This is a genomic window from Cupriavidus lacunae (genome assembly GCF_003353055.1).
Classification (GTDB): Bacteria; Pseudomonadota; Gammaproteobacteria; order Burkholderiales; family Burkholderiaceae; genus Cupriavidus; species Cupriavidus lacunae.
On the sequence record NZ_QKWJ01000014.1, the window covers coordinates 100,562 to 114,928 of the forward strand.

Consider the following 14,367-nt stretch of genomic DNA (forward strand, 5'->3'; position numbering starts at 1 on the left):
CTCCCTTTGCAACAGGAGATGCACCTGACTGCCTCGAGCGTGCGTGCCGGCGCAGAACTGCCCCGCGAGGGGCGGTAGATACACCGGCAGCGCACGGCACGGATGTTGCGGGTATTGGACAGCGATGGGCATATCGCCGGCGCATCAGGGCGTCAGGGGGGCTTTCGAAACCTGGCTGCCGTGGAACAAGGAGAGCTGTCATGAACATAGTCTGGCTTGTTGGAGCCGTAGTCATCATCCTTGCCGTACTTAGTTTCTTCGGCTTGCGATAAATCCGCCTTGCGTGACGGCGATTGAGCGTACCTCACGCCCTCGACGCACTCGCGTCCTCTACACGCAACCAAACCAGCCCAGCCATTCGGGTGGGCTTTCCTGCGTTGGGGCGTGCAGTTGCCACGGCCTGTCTCCCTCTCTGCCCCCGATGGCATGCACCTCCGCACCCAAATTTCATCCATTCCGACGACGAACATTGGCGCTGGTCATGTCAACAATGTCCGACCAAGGCAGCGACAGACCACCCGAGGAGGCAGAGAGACATGAGCAAGCATCCGTTTGACCTGACAGGCAAAGCGGCGCTGGTAACCGGCGGCAACGGCGGCATCGGCCTGGGCATTGCCGAAGGCCTGACCGCGGCCGGCGCCGATATCGCGATCTGGGGCACTAACGCGGACAAGAACGCCGCCGCGGCGGACCGGCTGGCCCGGCATGGCCACAAGGTGCATACCGAACTTTGCGATGTCGGTGACGAGCAAGCGGTCGATGCTGCAATGCAGCGCACGGTGGCCGCGCTGGGACGCCTCGATGGCTGCTTTGCCAATGCCGGGGTCGGCAGCGGCAACAAGGGGCCGTTCGATCAGATGGCGACCGAGGCCTGGCGCAGGACCATGCGCGTCAACCTGGACGGCGCCTTCTTCACGCTGCGCGCGGCGGTGCGGCAGATGCTGGTGCAGGGCGAGGGCGGGGTGCTGTGCAGCACGGCCTCGGTCGCCGCCATTGAAGGTGCGCCGCGCTCCGAGCACTATGCCGCCACCAAGGGCGGCGTGATCTCGATGATGCGGGGGCTGGCCGTCGAGTATGCGCGCAAGGGCATCCGCGCCCATTCGATCCTGCCCGGCTGGATCAAGACCGAAATGACCAGCGTGGCGCAGACCAACGATGCCTTCCAGGAGATGGTGCACAAGCGCGTGCCGATGCGCCGCTGGGGCGATGGCAGCGACTTCGGCGGAATCGCGATCTATCTGATGAGCCCGGCGTCGGCGTATCACACTGGCGATACCTTCGTGATCGACGGCGGATATACGCTGTTCTGAGAGCTGTGCTGAGCGGTGCCTGTAGCGTGGGCGCGCCAGGGGCACGCCCACGCGCCCTTTACAGCACGTCGTCCTTCAGGTGATACCAGTGATACAAGACCCGCTGCCCCATCCTCCGGAACGGCGCGAACATCCGCGATTCCACCATCTCGCGCACGTTCGGAAACGGCAGCGGTGAGCCGAAGATCGGCAGTTCCGGCAGCGTCGACGACTTGCCGGCGACCAGCGCCGCCAGGCGCTTGCCGGCCTGAGCGGAGTACATCACGCCATTGCCGCCGTAGCCCATTGCGTAATAGATCGACTGCGCCGGATCGGGCTGCGTGATGCGCGGCATCATGTCGTGGCTGACATCGACCCAGCCCCACCAGGAATAGTCGACCTGGATGCCCTGCAGCGCGGGAAACTTGCGGTGCATGTCGGCGATCAGCTTCTGCTTGTACTGCTCCTGCGGCGCGTCGTTGCCGGTGATGGCGCTGCGGCTGCCGATCTGCAGGCGGCCGTCGGGCATCAGGCGGTAGTAGTGGCGCAGGATGCGCGTGTCGGTGATGACCTGCGTCGTGCGGAAGTTGCACGCAGCCAGTTCGTCGGGCGTGAGCGGGCGCGTGACGATGGAGTTCGACAGGATCGGGAACAGCCGGTTCTTGAGCTCCCGGTGCAGCGACTGCGAGGTATAGCCGCCGGTGGCCACGGCCACGGCGCGGGCGCGCACGACACCGCCAGGGGTGCGCAGGTAGTGCACGCCGTTGCGCGTTTCCCAGCCGGTCACGGGGCTGGACGGATGCACCTTGGCGCCGAGTTCGCGCGCGCGGCGCAGGTAGCCGAAGGCGAGCTTGCCGGCGTGGATGCCGATGCCTTCGGGCTCATGCATGGCGCCCGCGGATTCCTTGTCGTCGACATATTCGCGCCGCACGGTGTCGGCGTCCAGGATGCGCGCGTCGTACTTGAAGACTTCGCGCAGGAGCCTGGCTTCCTTCTCCAGCGCGGGCATGACCTTGGCGCGGTGGGCGATATACAGGTGGCCGCCGGGCTGCGGGTCGCAGTTGATGTCCTTGATCAGCCCCTTGAAGGTCTCCATGCCGTCGCAGATTTCTTCATGCAGGCGCAGCGCGGTGTCCAGGCCGTAGCGCTGGATCCACTGCGAGCGCTTGAGCCGCCCCGACGCGCATTGCGCCTGGCCGCCGTTGCGCGTGCTGCAGCCCCAGCTGACGCGGTTGGCTTCGAGCACGGTGGCCTTGATGCCGTATTCCTGCGCCAGGAAGATGGCGCAGGTCAGGCCGGTAAAGCCCGAGCCGATGATGGCCACGTCCACGTCGATATCGTGCGTGATCGGGCCGTCGTCGGCGGGCGGCTCGCCCGCGGTGCCGATCCAGTAGGTGGGCGCGTATTCGCGGCCGTGACCGGGGGTGGGCGTGTGCAGGGGATCGTAGGCGGGGTCGTACGGCCGGGTGGGCGCGGTGGACTGCTCGCCGGCAAGGAGGCTGCTGCGGGGGGCTACGGCTTGCATGGCGCGTCTCCTCGGTCAGGCTGCGGGCGCTACGACGGGGGGGCGGTCCTTGCGGTACGCATTCTTCACCGCGATCTTGCCGTCGCGGAAGGTGAAGACGTCGACCATGCGCGCCTCGATGCGGGCGCCGTCGGCACGGGTGCCGCGGAAGGTGGATTCGCTGACGCCGCGCTCGCCCACGACAAAGTGGTCGCCATCGACCCACTGCGCGTCGGGGAAGGTCTGCCAGGCCAGCTGGAAGCCTTCGCGCACCGCCTTGTGGCCGATAAAGCTGCGGCCCAGCAGGTCGGGACCGGCCACGCCGTGGAAGGCGCAGTCATCGGCCATGAAGCCCATCAGGGCTTCGATGTCGTGGCGGTTCCAGGCATCGTTGAAGGCCTGCAGCAGTTCGATGCCGGCGGCGGTGTTGTCCTTGGACATGGGTGGGTCTCCTGAGTGTTGTCTGCCGGTCCGTGGGGAACCAGCCATGACTCGAGGATAGGGAAGCCAGCCGTGGCGCTGTAGCGCCAGTTCGGGACAATCGCTTGGGCCAGCGGCGCGAGACCGTGCCGCTGGCCGGTTCAGGCCGCGGGGCGGACCCGGGAAGTGACGGCGGCGGCGGGCGTGGCGCTGCTGGCGGTGGCCTGCAGCTCACGCGCCACGCTCGCCAGCACGCGGATACCGGGCTCGATGCGGTCCAGCGAGATCGACGAGTAGCCCAGCCGGAAGCCGTTGCGCGGCGCGGGCTCGGCCATGAAGAAGACACTGCCGGGCTCGATTAGCACGCCCTGCAGCTCGGCCAGCCGCGCGAGCGCGTCGGCATCGAGCCAGGACGGCCCCTCGATCCAGCATGAGGCGCCGCCGGCGATCGGCACCGCGCGGAAGTCAGGCATATGGGTGGCCAGCGCCGCCAGCACCGCTTCGGCGCGCTCGCGGTGCGCGGCGGCCAGCCGGCGCAGGTGCGCGTCATAGTGGCCCAGCGACAGGAACAGCGAGAATGCGCGCTGGATATATGCCGACGGATGCCGCAGCATCAGCCGCCGCGCGCCGCGCAGCTCGGCGATCAGCGCCGCCGGCCCGACGATATAGCCGATGCGCAGCCCCGGCGCCAGGCTCTTGGACAGGCTGCCGACGTAGATCACACGGTTGTTGCGGTCCAGGCTCTTGAGCGTGGGCGTGGGGTCGCCTTCGAAGCGGCTCTCGCTCTCGTAGTCGTCCTCGATCAGCACGAAGTCCGCTTCCTCGGCCTGGCGCAGCAGGGCCTGGCGTCGCGCCAGCGGCATGGTGACGGTGGTCGGGCACTGGTGGCCCGGGGTCACGTAGACGTAGTCGCAGGCGCGCTGCGCGTCGGACAGCGTCAGGCCGTCGCCGTCGACCGGCAGCGGCACCAGATGGGAGGTGTGCGAGCCGAAGATATTGCGTGCGTCCGGATAGCCGGGGTCCTCGATGCCCACCGGCGTGTCGGCGCCGACCAGCAGGTCGGCCAGCAGGTACAGCGCCTGCTGCGCGCCAACGGTGACCACGATCTCGTCGGCGCCGGCCCACACGCCGCGGCGGGGCAGCACGCGGGTGCGGATCTGCTGCACCAGCGATTCGTCGTCGCGCAGGATCATGTCCTGGGCCCAGTCGTGGATGTCAAGCACGCTCAGCGCCTTCAGGCAGCACTCGCGCCAGTCGGCGGTGGGGAACAGCACCGGGTCGTACTGGCCGTAGATAAAGGGGTAGGGGTAGTCGCGCCAGTTGGCGCGCTTGACGATATTGCGCTGCTGCGTGGGGCGGAACACGAAGCGCCGCTCCCAGTCGGGCTCGCCCGAGCGAGTGGGCACTGGCTCGCCGCGCAGGGACGCGACGCCGCTGACGCGCGTGCCCAGGATCTCCGGGTTGACGAAGTAGCCGCTGCGCTCGCGCGCCACCAGGTAGCCTTCGTCAACCAGTTGCTGGTAAGCCAGCACCACCGTATTGCGCGCCACGCGCAATTGCGCCGACAGCTCGCGGCTGCTGGGCAGCGGCTCGCCTTGCGGCAACTGTTCGTCCAGGATGGCCGAAACCAGCATCTGGCGGATCTTGCCCTGCAGGCTCAGGCCCGAATGGGCATGCTGTTGGAACAGCTGGGACCAGAGGGTAGTGGGAGACTTCAGGCTCATGGGCTGGGGGCGTTGCTTTAGAACCCATTTCATAATGAAGAAGGGTCCCCTTCTTCATTATGAAATGGGTTCTTAATGGCGAAGCGCGCCAGCATACCGCACTGGCGCGCCACGTCGGTCATGGTCGGATAGCGTCAGTCATCAATACTCATGCAGGTCAGGGCGCGGCATTTCCGCCAGCGGCACTACCTGACCCGCGCCACGCCGAAACAGTTGCCGCGCGGTGTAGGCCACCAGCAGGATCGCCAGGCTGACCACGCCAAGCGCGAGCGGCGTGCGCTGGTCGGGAATGAAGGCCATCGCCACCACGATGCCGACCATGCCGAAGATCGCCAGGTAGGTCAGGTACGGGTAGCACCACATGCGCACGCGCAGTTGGCCCGGCGCTTCGCGCTCCAGGCGGGAACGCAGGCGCAGCTGCGAGATCGCGATCAGGATATAGACGAAGATCGCCACCGTGCCGTACGAGTTCACCAGGAAGGCGAACACCTTGTCCGGCGAGACATAGGACATCACCACCGCACCATAGCCGAACAGCGTCGCCACCAGGATGGCGCGCACCGGCACGCCGTTGCGGCTCACGCGGGCCAGCGACTGCGGGGCATCGCCACGGCGCGTCAGTGCAAACAGCATGCGCGACGAGGCATAGAGGCCAGAGTTGAGCGCCGACAGCACCGCGGTCAGCACGATCGCGTTCATGATCTGCGCGGCCGCCGGCACGCCCATCACATTCAGCGCGCTGACGTACGGCGTGCCGATGCTGGTGGAGTTCCATGGCACCAGGCAGACCACCAGCAGGATCGAACCGACATAGAATACCAGCACGCGCGTGATGACCGAGCTGGTGGCCTTGGCCACGGCCTTTTGCGGCTCGGCGGTCTCGGCCGCGGCGATGGTGACGATCTCGGCCCCGAAGTAGAAGCCTGTGGCCGCCACCGCGCCGGTCAGCACCGGTACGAAGCCGTGCGGCATGAAGCCGCCGTTGGCGGTGAGGTTGGCCACCTGCATGCCATGCGCGCCCGGGGCCAGGCCCAGCACATAGACGCCGGCGATGAACAGGAACACCATGATCGCGGCCACCTTGATCGATGCGAACCAGAACTCGAACTCGCCGAATGACTTGACCGACACCAGGTTGGTCAGCGTCAGCATCACCAGCAGCACCAGGCTGATGATCCAGTTGGGCACGTCCGGCAGCCAGTAGCGCACCAGGTCGGCACCGGCCACGGCTTCCAGCGCCACCACGATGACCCAGAAATACCAGTACATCCAGCCAGTCAGGAAGCCGGCCAGGTTGCCCACCGCCGGGCGGTCGCGCCAGGCCTCGCGTGCATACTCATAGAAACCGCCGCTGCCGGGCATGGCACAGGCCATTTCGCCCAGCATGCGCATCACCAGCACCACCAGCAGGCCGGTGATCAGGAAGGAAATTACCGCGGCAGGGCCGGCCGACTTGATGACGACGCCGCTGCCGACAAACAGGCCCGCGCCGATCACGCCGCCCAGCGCGATCATGGTCATGTGGCGTTGCTTGAGGCCGTGGGATAGTCCGTTGCCGGACTCGGGTTGTTGGATCATGTTGTGTCTCCTGTGCTGCGCTTGCTGTTGGTGCTGCGTTGCAGCCAGTCCAGCGTTTAAGGCAGGCGCCACGGCTTCTCTTGGTATAGGTGGCAGGGCAGTAAATGCCAGCCTGGGGCCGTGGTCGTTCAGTATTTGCAATCCCGGAAGCGGGAAGGCCTATCCGTACATCGATTTGTCTCCGGTGCTCGCTTAAAAAAATGGAACCATAAGTTCCGAAAAATAATGGTTTAACCGGAATGTAGGTCGTTCGAGCGGGAAGGTCAACCAGAAGTTTCGATAATTGATATGATTTGACTCTGAAAATGAAACTTACCTATGATGGAGCCAGGCATGAACGATATGCGCCTCGCCAAAAGTGACGCCAAGCCGGATGGAGACACGCCGGCACTGCGTTTGTTCGGCCTGCTCGAAGTCATTGCTGAGAAGGACCAGTCCTTCAACCTGCAAGCGCTGGTGGAAGAAACCGGCCTGCCCAAGCCCACGCTGCACCGCATGCTGCAGCAGCTGGAGGCAGCGGGCCTGATCCAGCGCAACGGCGACGGGCGGCAATACGGCACCGGCCTGCGGCTGCGCCGGCTGGCGGAGAACCTGTTGCTCAACAGCACCTCGCACGGCGCGCGCCACATGGTGCTGCGCCGGCTGGTGGAAGAAGTGGGCGAGAGCTGCAACCTGACCGCGTTCTCCGGCGGCGAGGTGCTGTACCTGGATCGCGTGGAGACTGCGGCGCCGCTGCGCTTCTACCTGCATCCGGGCTCGCGCGTACCGGCGCACTGCTCGGCCACGGGCAAGCTGTTCCTGGCGCAGCTGGCGCCGGCGCAGCGCCAGCGGTTGCTGGCCAACGTGGAGCTGGAACGCTACACGCAGAACACGCTGACCGACCACGCGCAGCTGGAAGGCGAACTTGAGCGCGTGAAGCGCGACGGCTACGCGATGGACGATGAAGAGTTCCTGCCGGGGCTGGTCTGCATCGGCGTGCTGGTGCCGGCCGCAGATGGTGGCAAGTCCAACCTGGGGCTGGCGCTGCAGGCTCCGGTGATGCGCGTGGCGCGCGACAAGGTGCTGCAATTGCTGCCCGCGCTGCAGCGCGCGGCGGGTGCGCTGGCCGCGATCGAGGCCGACAGCGCCGGCAGCTGGCAGGGCGGCGCGGAAGAGGACGAATAGCGCGCACGGCGTCACGCGGATTGCTCCGTTTGCCGCGGTGCCGATGGCATGGCAAGTCTGGTGACAGGCAACAAGGAGCATGAGGTGACGCAAGAGCAGTTTGGCAAGCCGGACCGGATGATTCCGGTGCGCAGCGTGTTCGGCATCGATTCCGGCCTGATGGTGCCGGCCTTCAGCCAGCGCGACGATCACGTGCCGGAGATCGATCCGGCCTACCGCTTCCAGCCCGAGGTGACGCTGGCAATCCTGTCCGGCTTCATGCGCGACCGGCGCGTGATGGTGCAGGGCCTGCACGGCAGCGGCAAGTCGACCCATATCGAGCAGGTGGCCGCGCGGCTGAACTGGCCTTGCGTGCGCGTCAACCTGGACGGGCATATCAGCCGGCTGGACCTGGTCGGCAAGGACGCCATCGTGGTGCGCGACGGGCGCCAGGTCACCGAATTCCAGGAAGGCATCGTGCCGTGGGCGCTGCAGCGCCCGGTGGCGCTGATCTTTGACGAGTACGACGCGGGCCGCCCCGATGTCATGTTCGTGATCCAGCGCATCCTGGAGCGCGACGGCAAGTTCACGCTGCTCGACCAGAACCGCGTGATCCGCCCGCATCCCTCGTTCCGGCTGTTTGCCACTTCCAATACCGTGGGCCTGGGCAACGTCAACGGGCTCTACCACGGCACGCAATTGCTCAACCACGCGCAGATCGACCGCTGGAATGTGGTGGCCACGCTGGATTACCTGCCGCATGAAGAGGAAGGCGGCATCGTGCTGGCGCGCGTGCCGGAGCTGGATAACGACGCCGGGCGCGCGCTGGTCGATGCGATGGTGGCGCTGGCCGGCCTCACGCGCCGCGGGTTTGCCGCCGGCGATGTCTCGGCGCTGATGTCGCCGCGCACGGTGATCAGCTGGGCCGAGAACTGCCAGATCTTCCGCGACCCCGCGCTCGCGTTCCGTCTGACTTTCCTGAACAAGTGCGACGAAGCCGAGCGGCCGGTGGTGGCGGAGTACTTCCAGCGTTGCTTTGGCCATCTGCCGGGCGAGGCCGCGGGCGTGAGTGCCGAGTCGGAGCCCGCACGATGAGTGCGTCCACGGTCGCGCAGCAACTGCGGCGGCGCCAGCGGCAGGATGAACTGTCCGGCGCCACGGTGCGCGCGATCACCGGCGATGCGGCGCTGCATTTCCGCGACGGCCAGCTCTGGCGCGCGATGCGCCCGGTGCCGCAGCACGCGCCGCACCTGCGTACGGACCTGGAAACCGACACGGCCACCTGCCTGCGCGGTGCGGCCGATGGCGCTGCGCTGCGCCAGGCGCATTCCGACGCCGCGCTGCACCGGCATCTATGCCCGGCCGATCCGGTCGAGCGCCTGGTCTTCGAACTGCTGGAACAGCTGCGTTGCGAGACCCGCCTGCCGCGCGGCATGCCCGGCTTGGCGGCCAACCTGCGCCACCGCTTCATGGCGTGGTCGCGGGCCTTCCATCGCTCCGGGCTGACCGAGGGGCATCTCGGCATCCTGCTCTACACCGTGGCGCAGGTAGCGTGGTCGCGCCTGACCGGCGAGCCCGTGCTGGAAGAGACCGAAGACCTGATCGAGGCCACCCGCGCCGCCATCGTGCCGGTGCTGGGCACTTCGCTGGCCGGCCTGCGCGCGCAACGCCACGACCAGGCCGCCTACGCCACGCACGCACTGGCGCTGGCCCGCGCGGTGGCGCAGATGATCCGTACGGAAGCTCCGCTTGCCGGCGAAGACGACGACAACGCGGCCTCGGCGGCCGCGCGCGCCGGGTTTGCGCTGTGGCTGGACTTCGACGAACCGCCGGCGGAAGACTTTGCCCTGGCCGACAGCGGCCACAGCCGCGTGCTGGCAGATGCCACCGACGGCTACCGAGCCTTCACCACCCGCTACGACCGCGAAGTGCGCGCCGCCACGCTGGTGCGCCGCGCCTTGCTCGACGAGTACCGCACGCGGCTCGACGCACGCATCGCGCGCGCGGGCGTGAACATCGCCCGGCTGGCGCGCCGGCTGCGCGCCGCGCTGTCGCAGCCGCGCGTGGACGGCTGGTCCTTCGGCGAGGAAAGCGGCCGCATCGACGGCCGCCGCCTGGCGCAGCTAGTCAGCTCGCCCGCCGAGCGCCGGCTCTTCCGCCTGGAAGCGCACAAGGCCCATGCCGACTGCGTGGTCGGCTTCCTGATCGACTGCTCCGGCTCGATGAAGGCGCAGGCCGAGCCGCTGACGCTGCTGATCGACATGCTCGCGCGCGCGCTCGACCAGGCCGGCGTCGCCACCGAGGTGCTGGGCTTCACCACCAACGCCTGGAACGGCGGCCGCGCGCGCGCCGACTGGCTCGCGCGCGGCCGCCCGCAACACCCCGGCCGGCTCAACGAAACCTGCCATATGGTGTTCAAGGATGCGCAGCGCAGCTGGCGGCGCGCGCGTACCGACATCGCCGCCTTGCTCAAGGCCGACCTGTTCCGCGAAGGCGTCGACGGCGAGGCCGTGGACTGGGCCTGCGCGCGCCTGCACGCCAGCGGCAAGGCACGCCGCATCCTGGTGGTGGTGTCAGACGGCAGCCCCATGGATACAGCGACCGGGCAAGCCAACGACGCCTGCTACCTGGACAACCACCTGAAGGCCGTGGTGGCACGGCACGAGGCGCTGCGCGATGTGGAGGTGCTGGGGCTGGGGGTAGGGCTGGACCTGAGCCCTTACTACCGGCATACGCTGGCGCTGGACTTGTCGCAGCCGGTGGATATGGCGATGCTGGATGAGGTGGCGGGGCTGGTGGGGGCGAGGCGGCGATAACGGCCAGACTAGCGTTCGAGATGCTGGCGGTGTACGCGTTACGCGTACACCGCCAGGAAGTCGTACAAACCGAAGGCGCGCTCGCCTGCCCAAAGTCGTCTTCTTTCAGCCGCTCTCAGCAGCCGCTCAGCCGCGCACCGCCTCCCTGGGCTGCCACGACACCGCGATATCCCCTTCGATAAAAGTCTGGCAGGCCAGCCGGAACCCCGTCGCCAGCTCCTCCTCCGTCAACAGTTTCTTTTCCTTCGGCTTGACCGCGTCCGTATGCTCGTGGCCCTTTTCGATGCGGCATTTGCAGGTGCCGCACAGGCCGCCGCCGCACTTGAAAGGAATGCCGCCCTGCTCGCGCAGCGACACGCGCAGCAGGTTGCTGTTGACCGGCGCGCTGACCGTCTTGCCGTGGTTGGTGAGGAAGGTGATCTGGATCATGGCGAAGATTGCCTGAAGGGCAGGCGTTAATTGTCAGGAGCGCGCGCCGACGGCGACCGGAGCCGGCACCAGGGCGATGTCCATGCTGCCGAAGCTGGCCAGCTCGCGCAGCGCGGCGCGGGCGGCTTCCAGCGTGGCGTACTTGTCGAGGAACTTGGTCGACACCAGGTTGACGATGCCGGGCGGTGTTTCTTCCAGCACCCGTACCTTGGTATCGGTGGTATCGGCGGCCAGTTCGGCGATGACGAAGCGCGCGGTGCGCTTGCCGTAGAAGACGTAGTCGTACGCTTCGACCGCGGTCATGCCTGCCGTGGGCTCGGTGCGGAACTGGCCGGGGCGGCTGGTGAGAAGGACGAACATGTCAGGCATCCGCGCTGGCCGTGGCGAGAGTGGCCGGCGCCGGCGCTGGCAGGTCGTCCTGGGCCAGCTCGATGTCATGCTCGACCCAGAGCTGGCAAGCCAGCCGGTAGCCCTGTTCCAGCCGCTCGCCGAGTTGCTTCTTCTCTTTCCAGTTGGGAGGCGGCAGGTGTTCGGCGCCGGCGATCACGCGGCACGCGCACTTGGAGCACTTGCCCATGCCGCACTCGTAGCGCAGGTTGGGGTAGGGGAACTGGCGGATCCCGGCGCGGACGACCAGGTTGGTCTGGGGTTTGACCTCGTCGACGAAGGTCTGGCCCTGCTTGTGGAAAATGACTGTCGGCATGGCGCGGTTCCTGCCGGGCGGTCCGCCCGGCGTCATGAATAGTCGAAGAAGTTGGTAGGACCTGGCTGTCGCTTGCGGCCGCCTACGACCACAACACCAAGGCGGCCACGGTGGAGCAGGCCAGCCCGATCAGCACCGGGATCAACAGCGCGCGCACCGCTTCCAGCACCGGCACGCGGGCGAAGCCGGCCACCGCGATCAGCGACGACCACGCCACCAGCGTGCCGCCGCCGGTCCAGACCGCGCCCATCTGGCCCACCGCGGCCAGTGTGGCGGGGTCGAAGCCGACCACCGGGCCAAGCGCGCCGGCCAGTGTGCCGGTCAGCGGCAGGCCTGCGAAACCGGAGCCGTCGATGCCGGTGATCATGCCGACCAGCAGCACCCCGAAGGCGACTAGCACGTGGTTGTCCGGGATCATGTGCTGGTAAGCCTGGATCAGCTCGAACAGCAGGCTCGGCGCCTTGCCCGGCGGCAGGCCCAGGATCTGCGCGGCGGTTTCGCCGGCGCCGACGAAGAAGAAGCCGGCGATCGGCAGCACCGAGCCCATCGCCTTGAAGGCGAAGACAAAGCCGTCGGTAATGTGCTCGGGGCAGACGTCGAGCATGCGGCGCGGGCCTTCCGCGGCCAGCGTCGCCAGCATCATCAGCACTGCCGCGACGCCGCCGACCAGCGCGGCCGCATCGCCGCCCTTGAGGTCCTGCACGCCAGCGCCGAGCTTGGGCAGCACCATGACGGCGACGACGGCGAGGAAGGCGACGGGCGTCACGATCGCGAAGCACTTCGACCACTTCACTCGGCGCCGGGCCACCATCGCCAGGCTTGCCTCGATATTGCTGTCGGTGGCCAGCGGCTCGGCGTGGGCGGTGCCCTTGGCGATCTCGGCCTTGTCGAAGGTGCCGCTGCCGTCGACCGGCTCGGCGCTACCGCCGGCGCGTGCCTGCCAGCGGTCGAGCAGGGTGCCGCAGGCGGGAACGATGTGCTTGCGCATCGACAGGTACGCCAGGCACAGCGCAATGGTGCCGGTGATGATCGACAACGCCAGCGCGCGGTCTGCCACCACCGCGGCGCTTACCGCCGCGCCGGCTGCCTTGGCACTGATGCCGGGCGCCACGCCGATCACGTAGTCCGACGACAGCGCCATGCCCTGGCCGGCGATGGCGATGGCCATTGCGCCCGCCAGCGGCGGCAGCCCCGCCGCGATGGCGGCCGGCAGCAGGATCGCCGAGACCAGAGGCACCGCCGGCGTCGGCCAGAAGAACAGCGAAATGACGTAAGTGATGCCTGCCAGGATAAAGAACGCCGAATGCCCGTTCTTCATCACCACACGGAAGGGCTCGACCATGCGGATGTCGGAGCGCAGCGTCTTGAGCGCATTCAGCAGCGCCGTCATGAACGCGATCACCAGGAAGATATTGAACAGTTCCTTGGCGGCAACCAGGCTCGCGGAAAACACCCCACCTAATGCGGAGACCGGGCTGCCGGTCAGCGCAAAGACGACCAGGGCGGTGCCGACGATCGACGGTACGACAACATTGGCACGCAGGATCATCGTCAGCACGATGACTGCTACCCCTGACAGATAGATCCAGTGCGCGGCACCGATCACGACTTGTTGTGACATGAAGACTCCCTGGGGGCGGAGGGTTGTGGGCCCGGGTTCCTGTCGGCTTCGGAATCCGTTTCGGTATACTATATTCCAACAACATTGCGCGACAACAGATTTTTCATCCGGACTTACGCCTATGCCGGAACGGTGCAAGGTCCGGAATTCCGCACATTTGTTGGGCTTTCGAGGGTGCGCGAGTCGCCTCGTTATGGTGCGGCGGGGATGAGGGGTTTGCCCGGCTTTACTTGATGTGTAGACTGTATACCGTTATTCAGTGATTCGCGTGCGCAGTGCGAGCAAGATGAGCAGGAGGCGTGCCCGTCCGAGGCCGCTACCTTCCTCGCGCGTCCTGCGCGCTTTCTGCGCCACTGTACCGACCACGCCGCCATGACCTCTGCCTTGTCCGCCACTTTGTTCTCCCTGCTCCCCGCCAGCCTGTCCGTGTCAGCTTATCTGTGGATGGGTGCGCTCGTCCTCGTGGGCGCCTGCCTGCAAGGCGTGGGTGGGATCGGTTTTGCAATGCTGTCGGCGCCGCTGGGGGCGATCTTCTTCCCGGACCTCGTGCCGGGGCCGCTGCTGGCGATGGGCTGCTGTCTGTCCCTGATGGGCGCGCTGCGCGAGCGTGAGGCGATCGCGTGGCGTATCGCCGGCTTCGCCCTGGTCGGGCGGGCGCTGGGCGGGGCGACCGCGGTACTGACGATGGCGTGGCTGGCGCCGGGCCCCCTGGGGGTGCTGTTCTCAGTGTCGATCCTCGCCGCCGTGGCGCTGAGCCTGCTGGGCTGGCGCTTGCTGCCGACTTCGCGCAACGTGGCCATCGCCGGCACCCTGTCGGGCTTCATGGGCACGATCACCTCGGCCGGCGCGCCGCCGTTCGCGCTGGTCATGCAGCACATGGCGCCGGCGCCGATGCGCGCGACCATGGGCACCATCCTGTCCGGCGGCGCGGTGCTGTCGCTGGCCATGCTCGCGCTGGCGGGACGCTTCGGCTTGCCGCAGCTGGTGCTGGCGGCGGCGCTCGCGCCGTTCCTGCTGGCCGGTTTCGCGCTGTCGAACCGCGTGCGCGGGCACGTCTCGCCCAGCGCAGTGCGCCGCCTGCTGTTGGGGCTGTGCGCAGCCGGGGCGCTTGGCGTGCTCGGACGCGCGGCGTTTGCCTGA

General features: G+C 67.4%; 13 protein-coding genes. 5 read left to right on the top strand and 8 right to left on the bottom strand.

The window, feature by feature from the left end:
• Window positions 1–536 precede the first annotated feature (536 nt).
• Window positions 537–1,310 carry an SDR family NAD(P)-dependent oxidoreductase gene (locus DN412_RS14140; RefSeq protein ID WP_115212215.1) on the top strand — a complete coding sequence of 258 codons (774 nt, stop codon included), beginning with the start codon at window positions 537–539 and terminating at the stop codon, window positions 1,308–1,310.
• Window positions 1,311–1,368: 58 nt separating this feature from the next.
• Here DN412_RS14140 and DN412_RS14145 read toward each other — a convergent pair whose 3' ends face one another.
• The 4 genes from DN412_RS14145 to DN412_RS14160 all read right to left on the bottom strand — a co-directional run bounded on the left by DN412_RS14145 (window position 1,369) and on the right by DN412_RS14160 (window position 6,515).
• Window positions 1,369–2,814, bottom strand: coding sequence for an NAD(P)/FAD-dependent oxidoreductase (locus DN412_RS14145; protein WP_115212216.1), 1,446 nt, complete (start codon window positions 2,812–2,814; stop codon window positions 1,369–1,371).
• 15 nt (window positions 2,815–2,829) lie between these two features.
• On the bottom strand, window positions 2,830–3,234 hold the full coding sequence (locus tag DN412_RS14150) for a nuclear transport factor 2 family protein (RefSeq protein WP_115212217.1): 405 nt from the start codon (window positions 3,232–3,234) through the stop codon (window positions 2,830–2,832).
• A 140-nt stretch (window positions 3,235–3,374) separates the two neighbouring features.
• Window positions 3,375–4,937 (bottom strand): MocR-like pyridoxine biosynthesis transcription factor PdxR, encoded by a 1,563-nt coding sequence (gene pdxR, locus DN412_RS14155; protein WP_115212218.1) that lies wholly within the window; start codon window positions 4,935–4,937, stop codon window positions 3,375–3,377.
• 141 nt (window positions 4,938–5,078) lie between these two features.
• Window positions 5,079–6,515, bottom strand: coding sequence for an amino acid permease (locus tag DN412_RS14160; RefSeq protein WP_115212219.1), 1,437 nt, complete (start codon window positions 6,513–6,515; stop codon window positions 5,079–5,081).
• A gap of 333 nt (window positions 6,516–6,848) precedes the next feature.
• Here DN412_RS14160 and DN412_RS14165 point away from each other — a divergent pair, with 333 nt between their 5' ends.
• From DN412_RS14165 to DN412_RS14175, 3 genes are read left to right on the top strand one after another with little or no spacing between them, the layout of a single operon-like run.
• The gene (locus DN412_RS14165; RefSeq protein ID WP_078201497.1) at window positions 6,849–7,679 is read left to right on the top strand and encodes an IclR family transcriptional regulator; all 831 of its coding nucleotides are present in this window, start codon (window positions 6,849–6,851) and stop codon (window positions 7,677–7,679) included.
• A 48-nt stretch (window positions 7,680–7,727) separates the two neighbouring features.
• On the top strand, window positions 7,728–8,753 hold the full coding sequence (locus DN412_RS14170) for an AAA family ATPase (protein WP_167471093.1): 1,026 nt from the start codon (window positions 7,728–7,730) through the stop codon (window positions 8,751–8,753).
• Window positions 8,750–10,474, top strand: a complete 1,725-nt coding sequence (locus DN412_RS14175; protein ID WP_115212220.1) for a cobaltochelatase CobT-related protein — start codon at window positions 8,750–8,752, stop codon at window positions 10,472–10,474. The genes DN412_RS14170 and DN412_RS14175 overlap by 4 nt, the downstream gene beginning before the upstream one ends.
• 126 nt (window positions 10,475–10,600) lie before the next feature.
• On the opposite strand, the gene DN412_RS14180 is transcribed toward DN412_RS14175, so the two are convergent.
• The 4 genes from DN412_RS14180 to DN412_RS14195 all read right to left on the bottom strand — a co-directional run bounded on the left by DN412_RS14180 (window position 10,601) and on the right by DN412_RS14195 (window position 13,227).
• Window positions 10,601–10,903, bottom strand: a complete 303-nt coding sequence (locus DN412_RS14180; RefSeq protein WP_115212221.1) for a 2Fe-2S iron-sulfur cluster-binding protein — start codon at window positions 10,901–10,903, stop codon at window positions 10,601–10,603.
• A 33-nt stretch (window positions 10,904–10,936) separates the two neighbouring features.
• Entirely contained in the window at window positions 10,937–11,263 is a 327-nt protein-coding gene (locus DN412_RS14185) for a ferredoxin (RefSeq protein WP_115212222.1), read from the bottom strand.
• Between the two features lies 1 nt (window position 11,264).
• Window positions 11,265–11,606, bottom strand: a complete 342-nt coding sequence (locus tag DN412_RS14190) for a 2Fe-2S iron-sulfur cluster-binding protein (RefSeq protein WP_115212223.1) — start codon at window positions 11,604–11,606, stop codon at window positions 11,265–11,267.
• A gap of 82 nt (window positions 11,607–11,688) precedes the next feature.
• Window positions 11,689–13,227: a hypothetical protein gene (locus DN412_RS14195; protein ID WP_115212224.1), complete on the bottom strand. Its 1,539-nt coding sequence runs from the start codon at window positions 13,225–13,227 to the stop codon at window positions 11,689–11,691.
• Window positions 13,228–13,671: 444 nt separating this feature from the next.
• Between DN412_RS14195 and DN412_RS14200 the strand changes: the two genes are divergently transcribed.
• The gene (locus tag DN412_RS14200; protein WP_244222652.1) at window positions 13,672–14,367 is read left to right on the top strand and encodes a sulfite exporter TauE/SafE family protein; all 696 of its coding nucleotides are present in this window, start codon (window positions 13,672–13,674) and stop codon (window positions 14,365–14,367) included.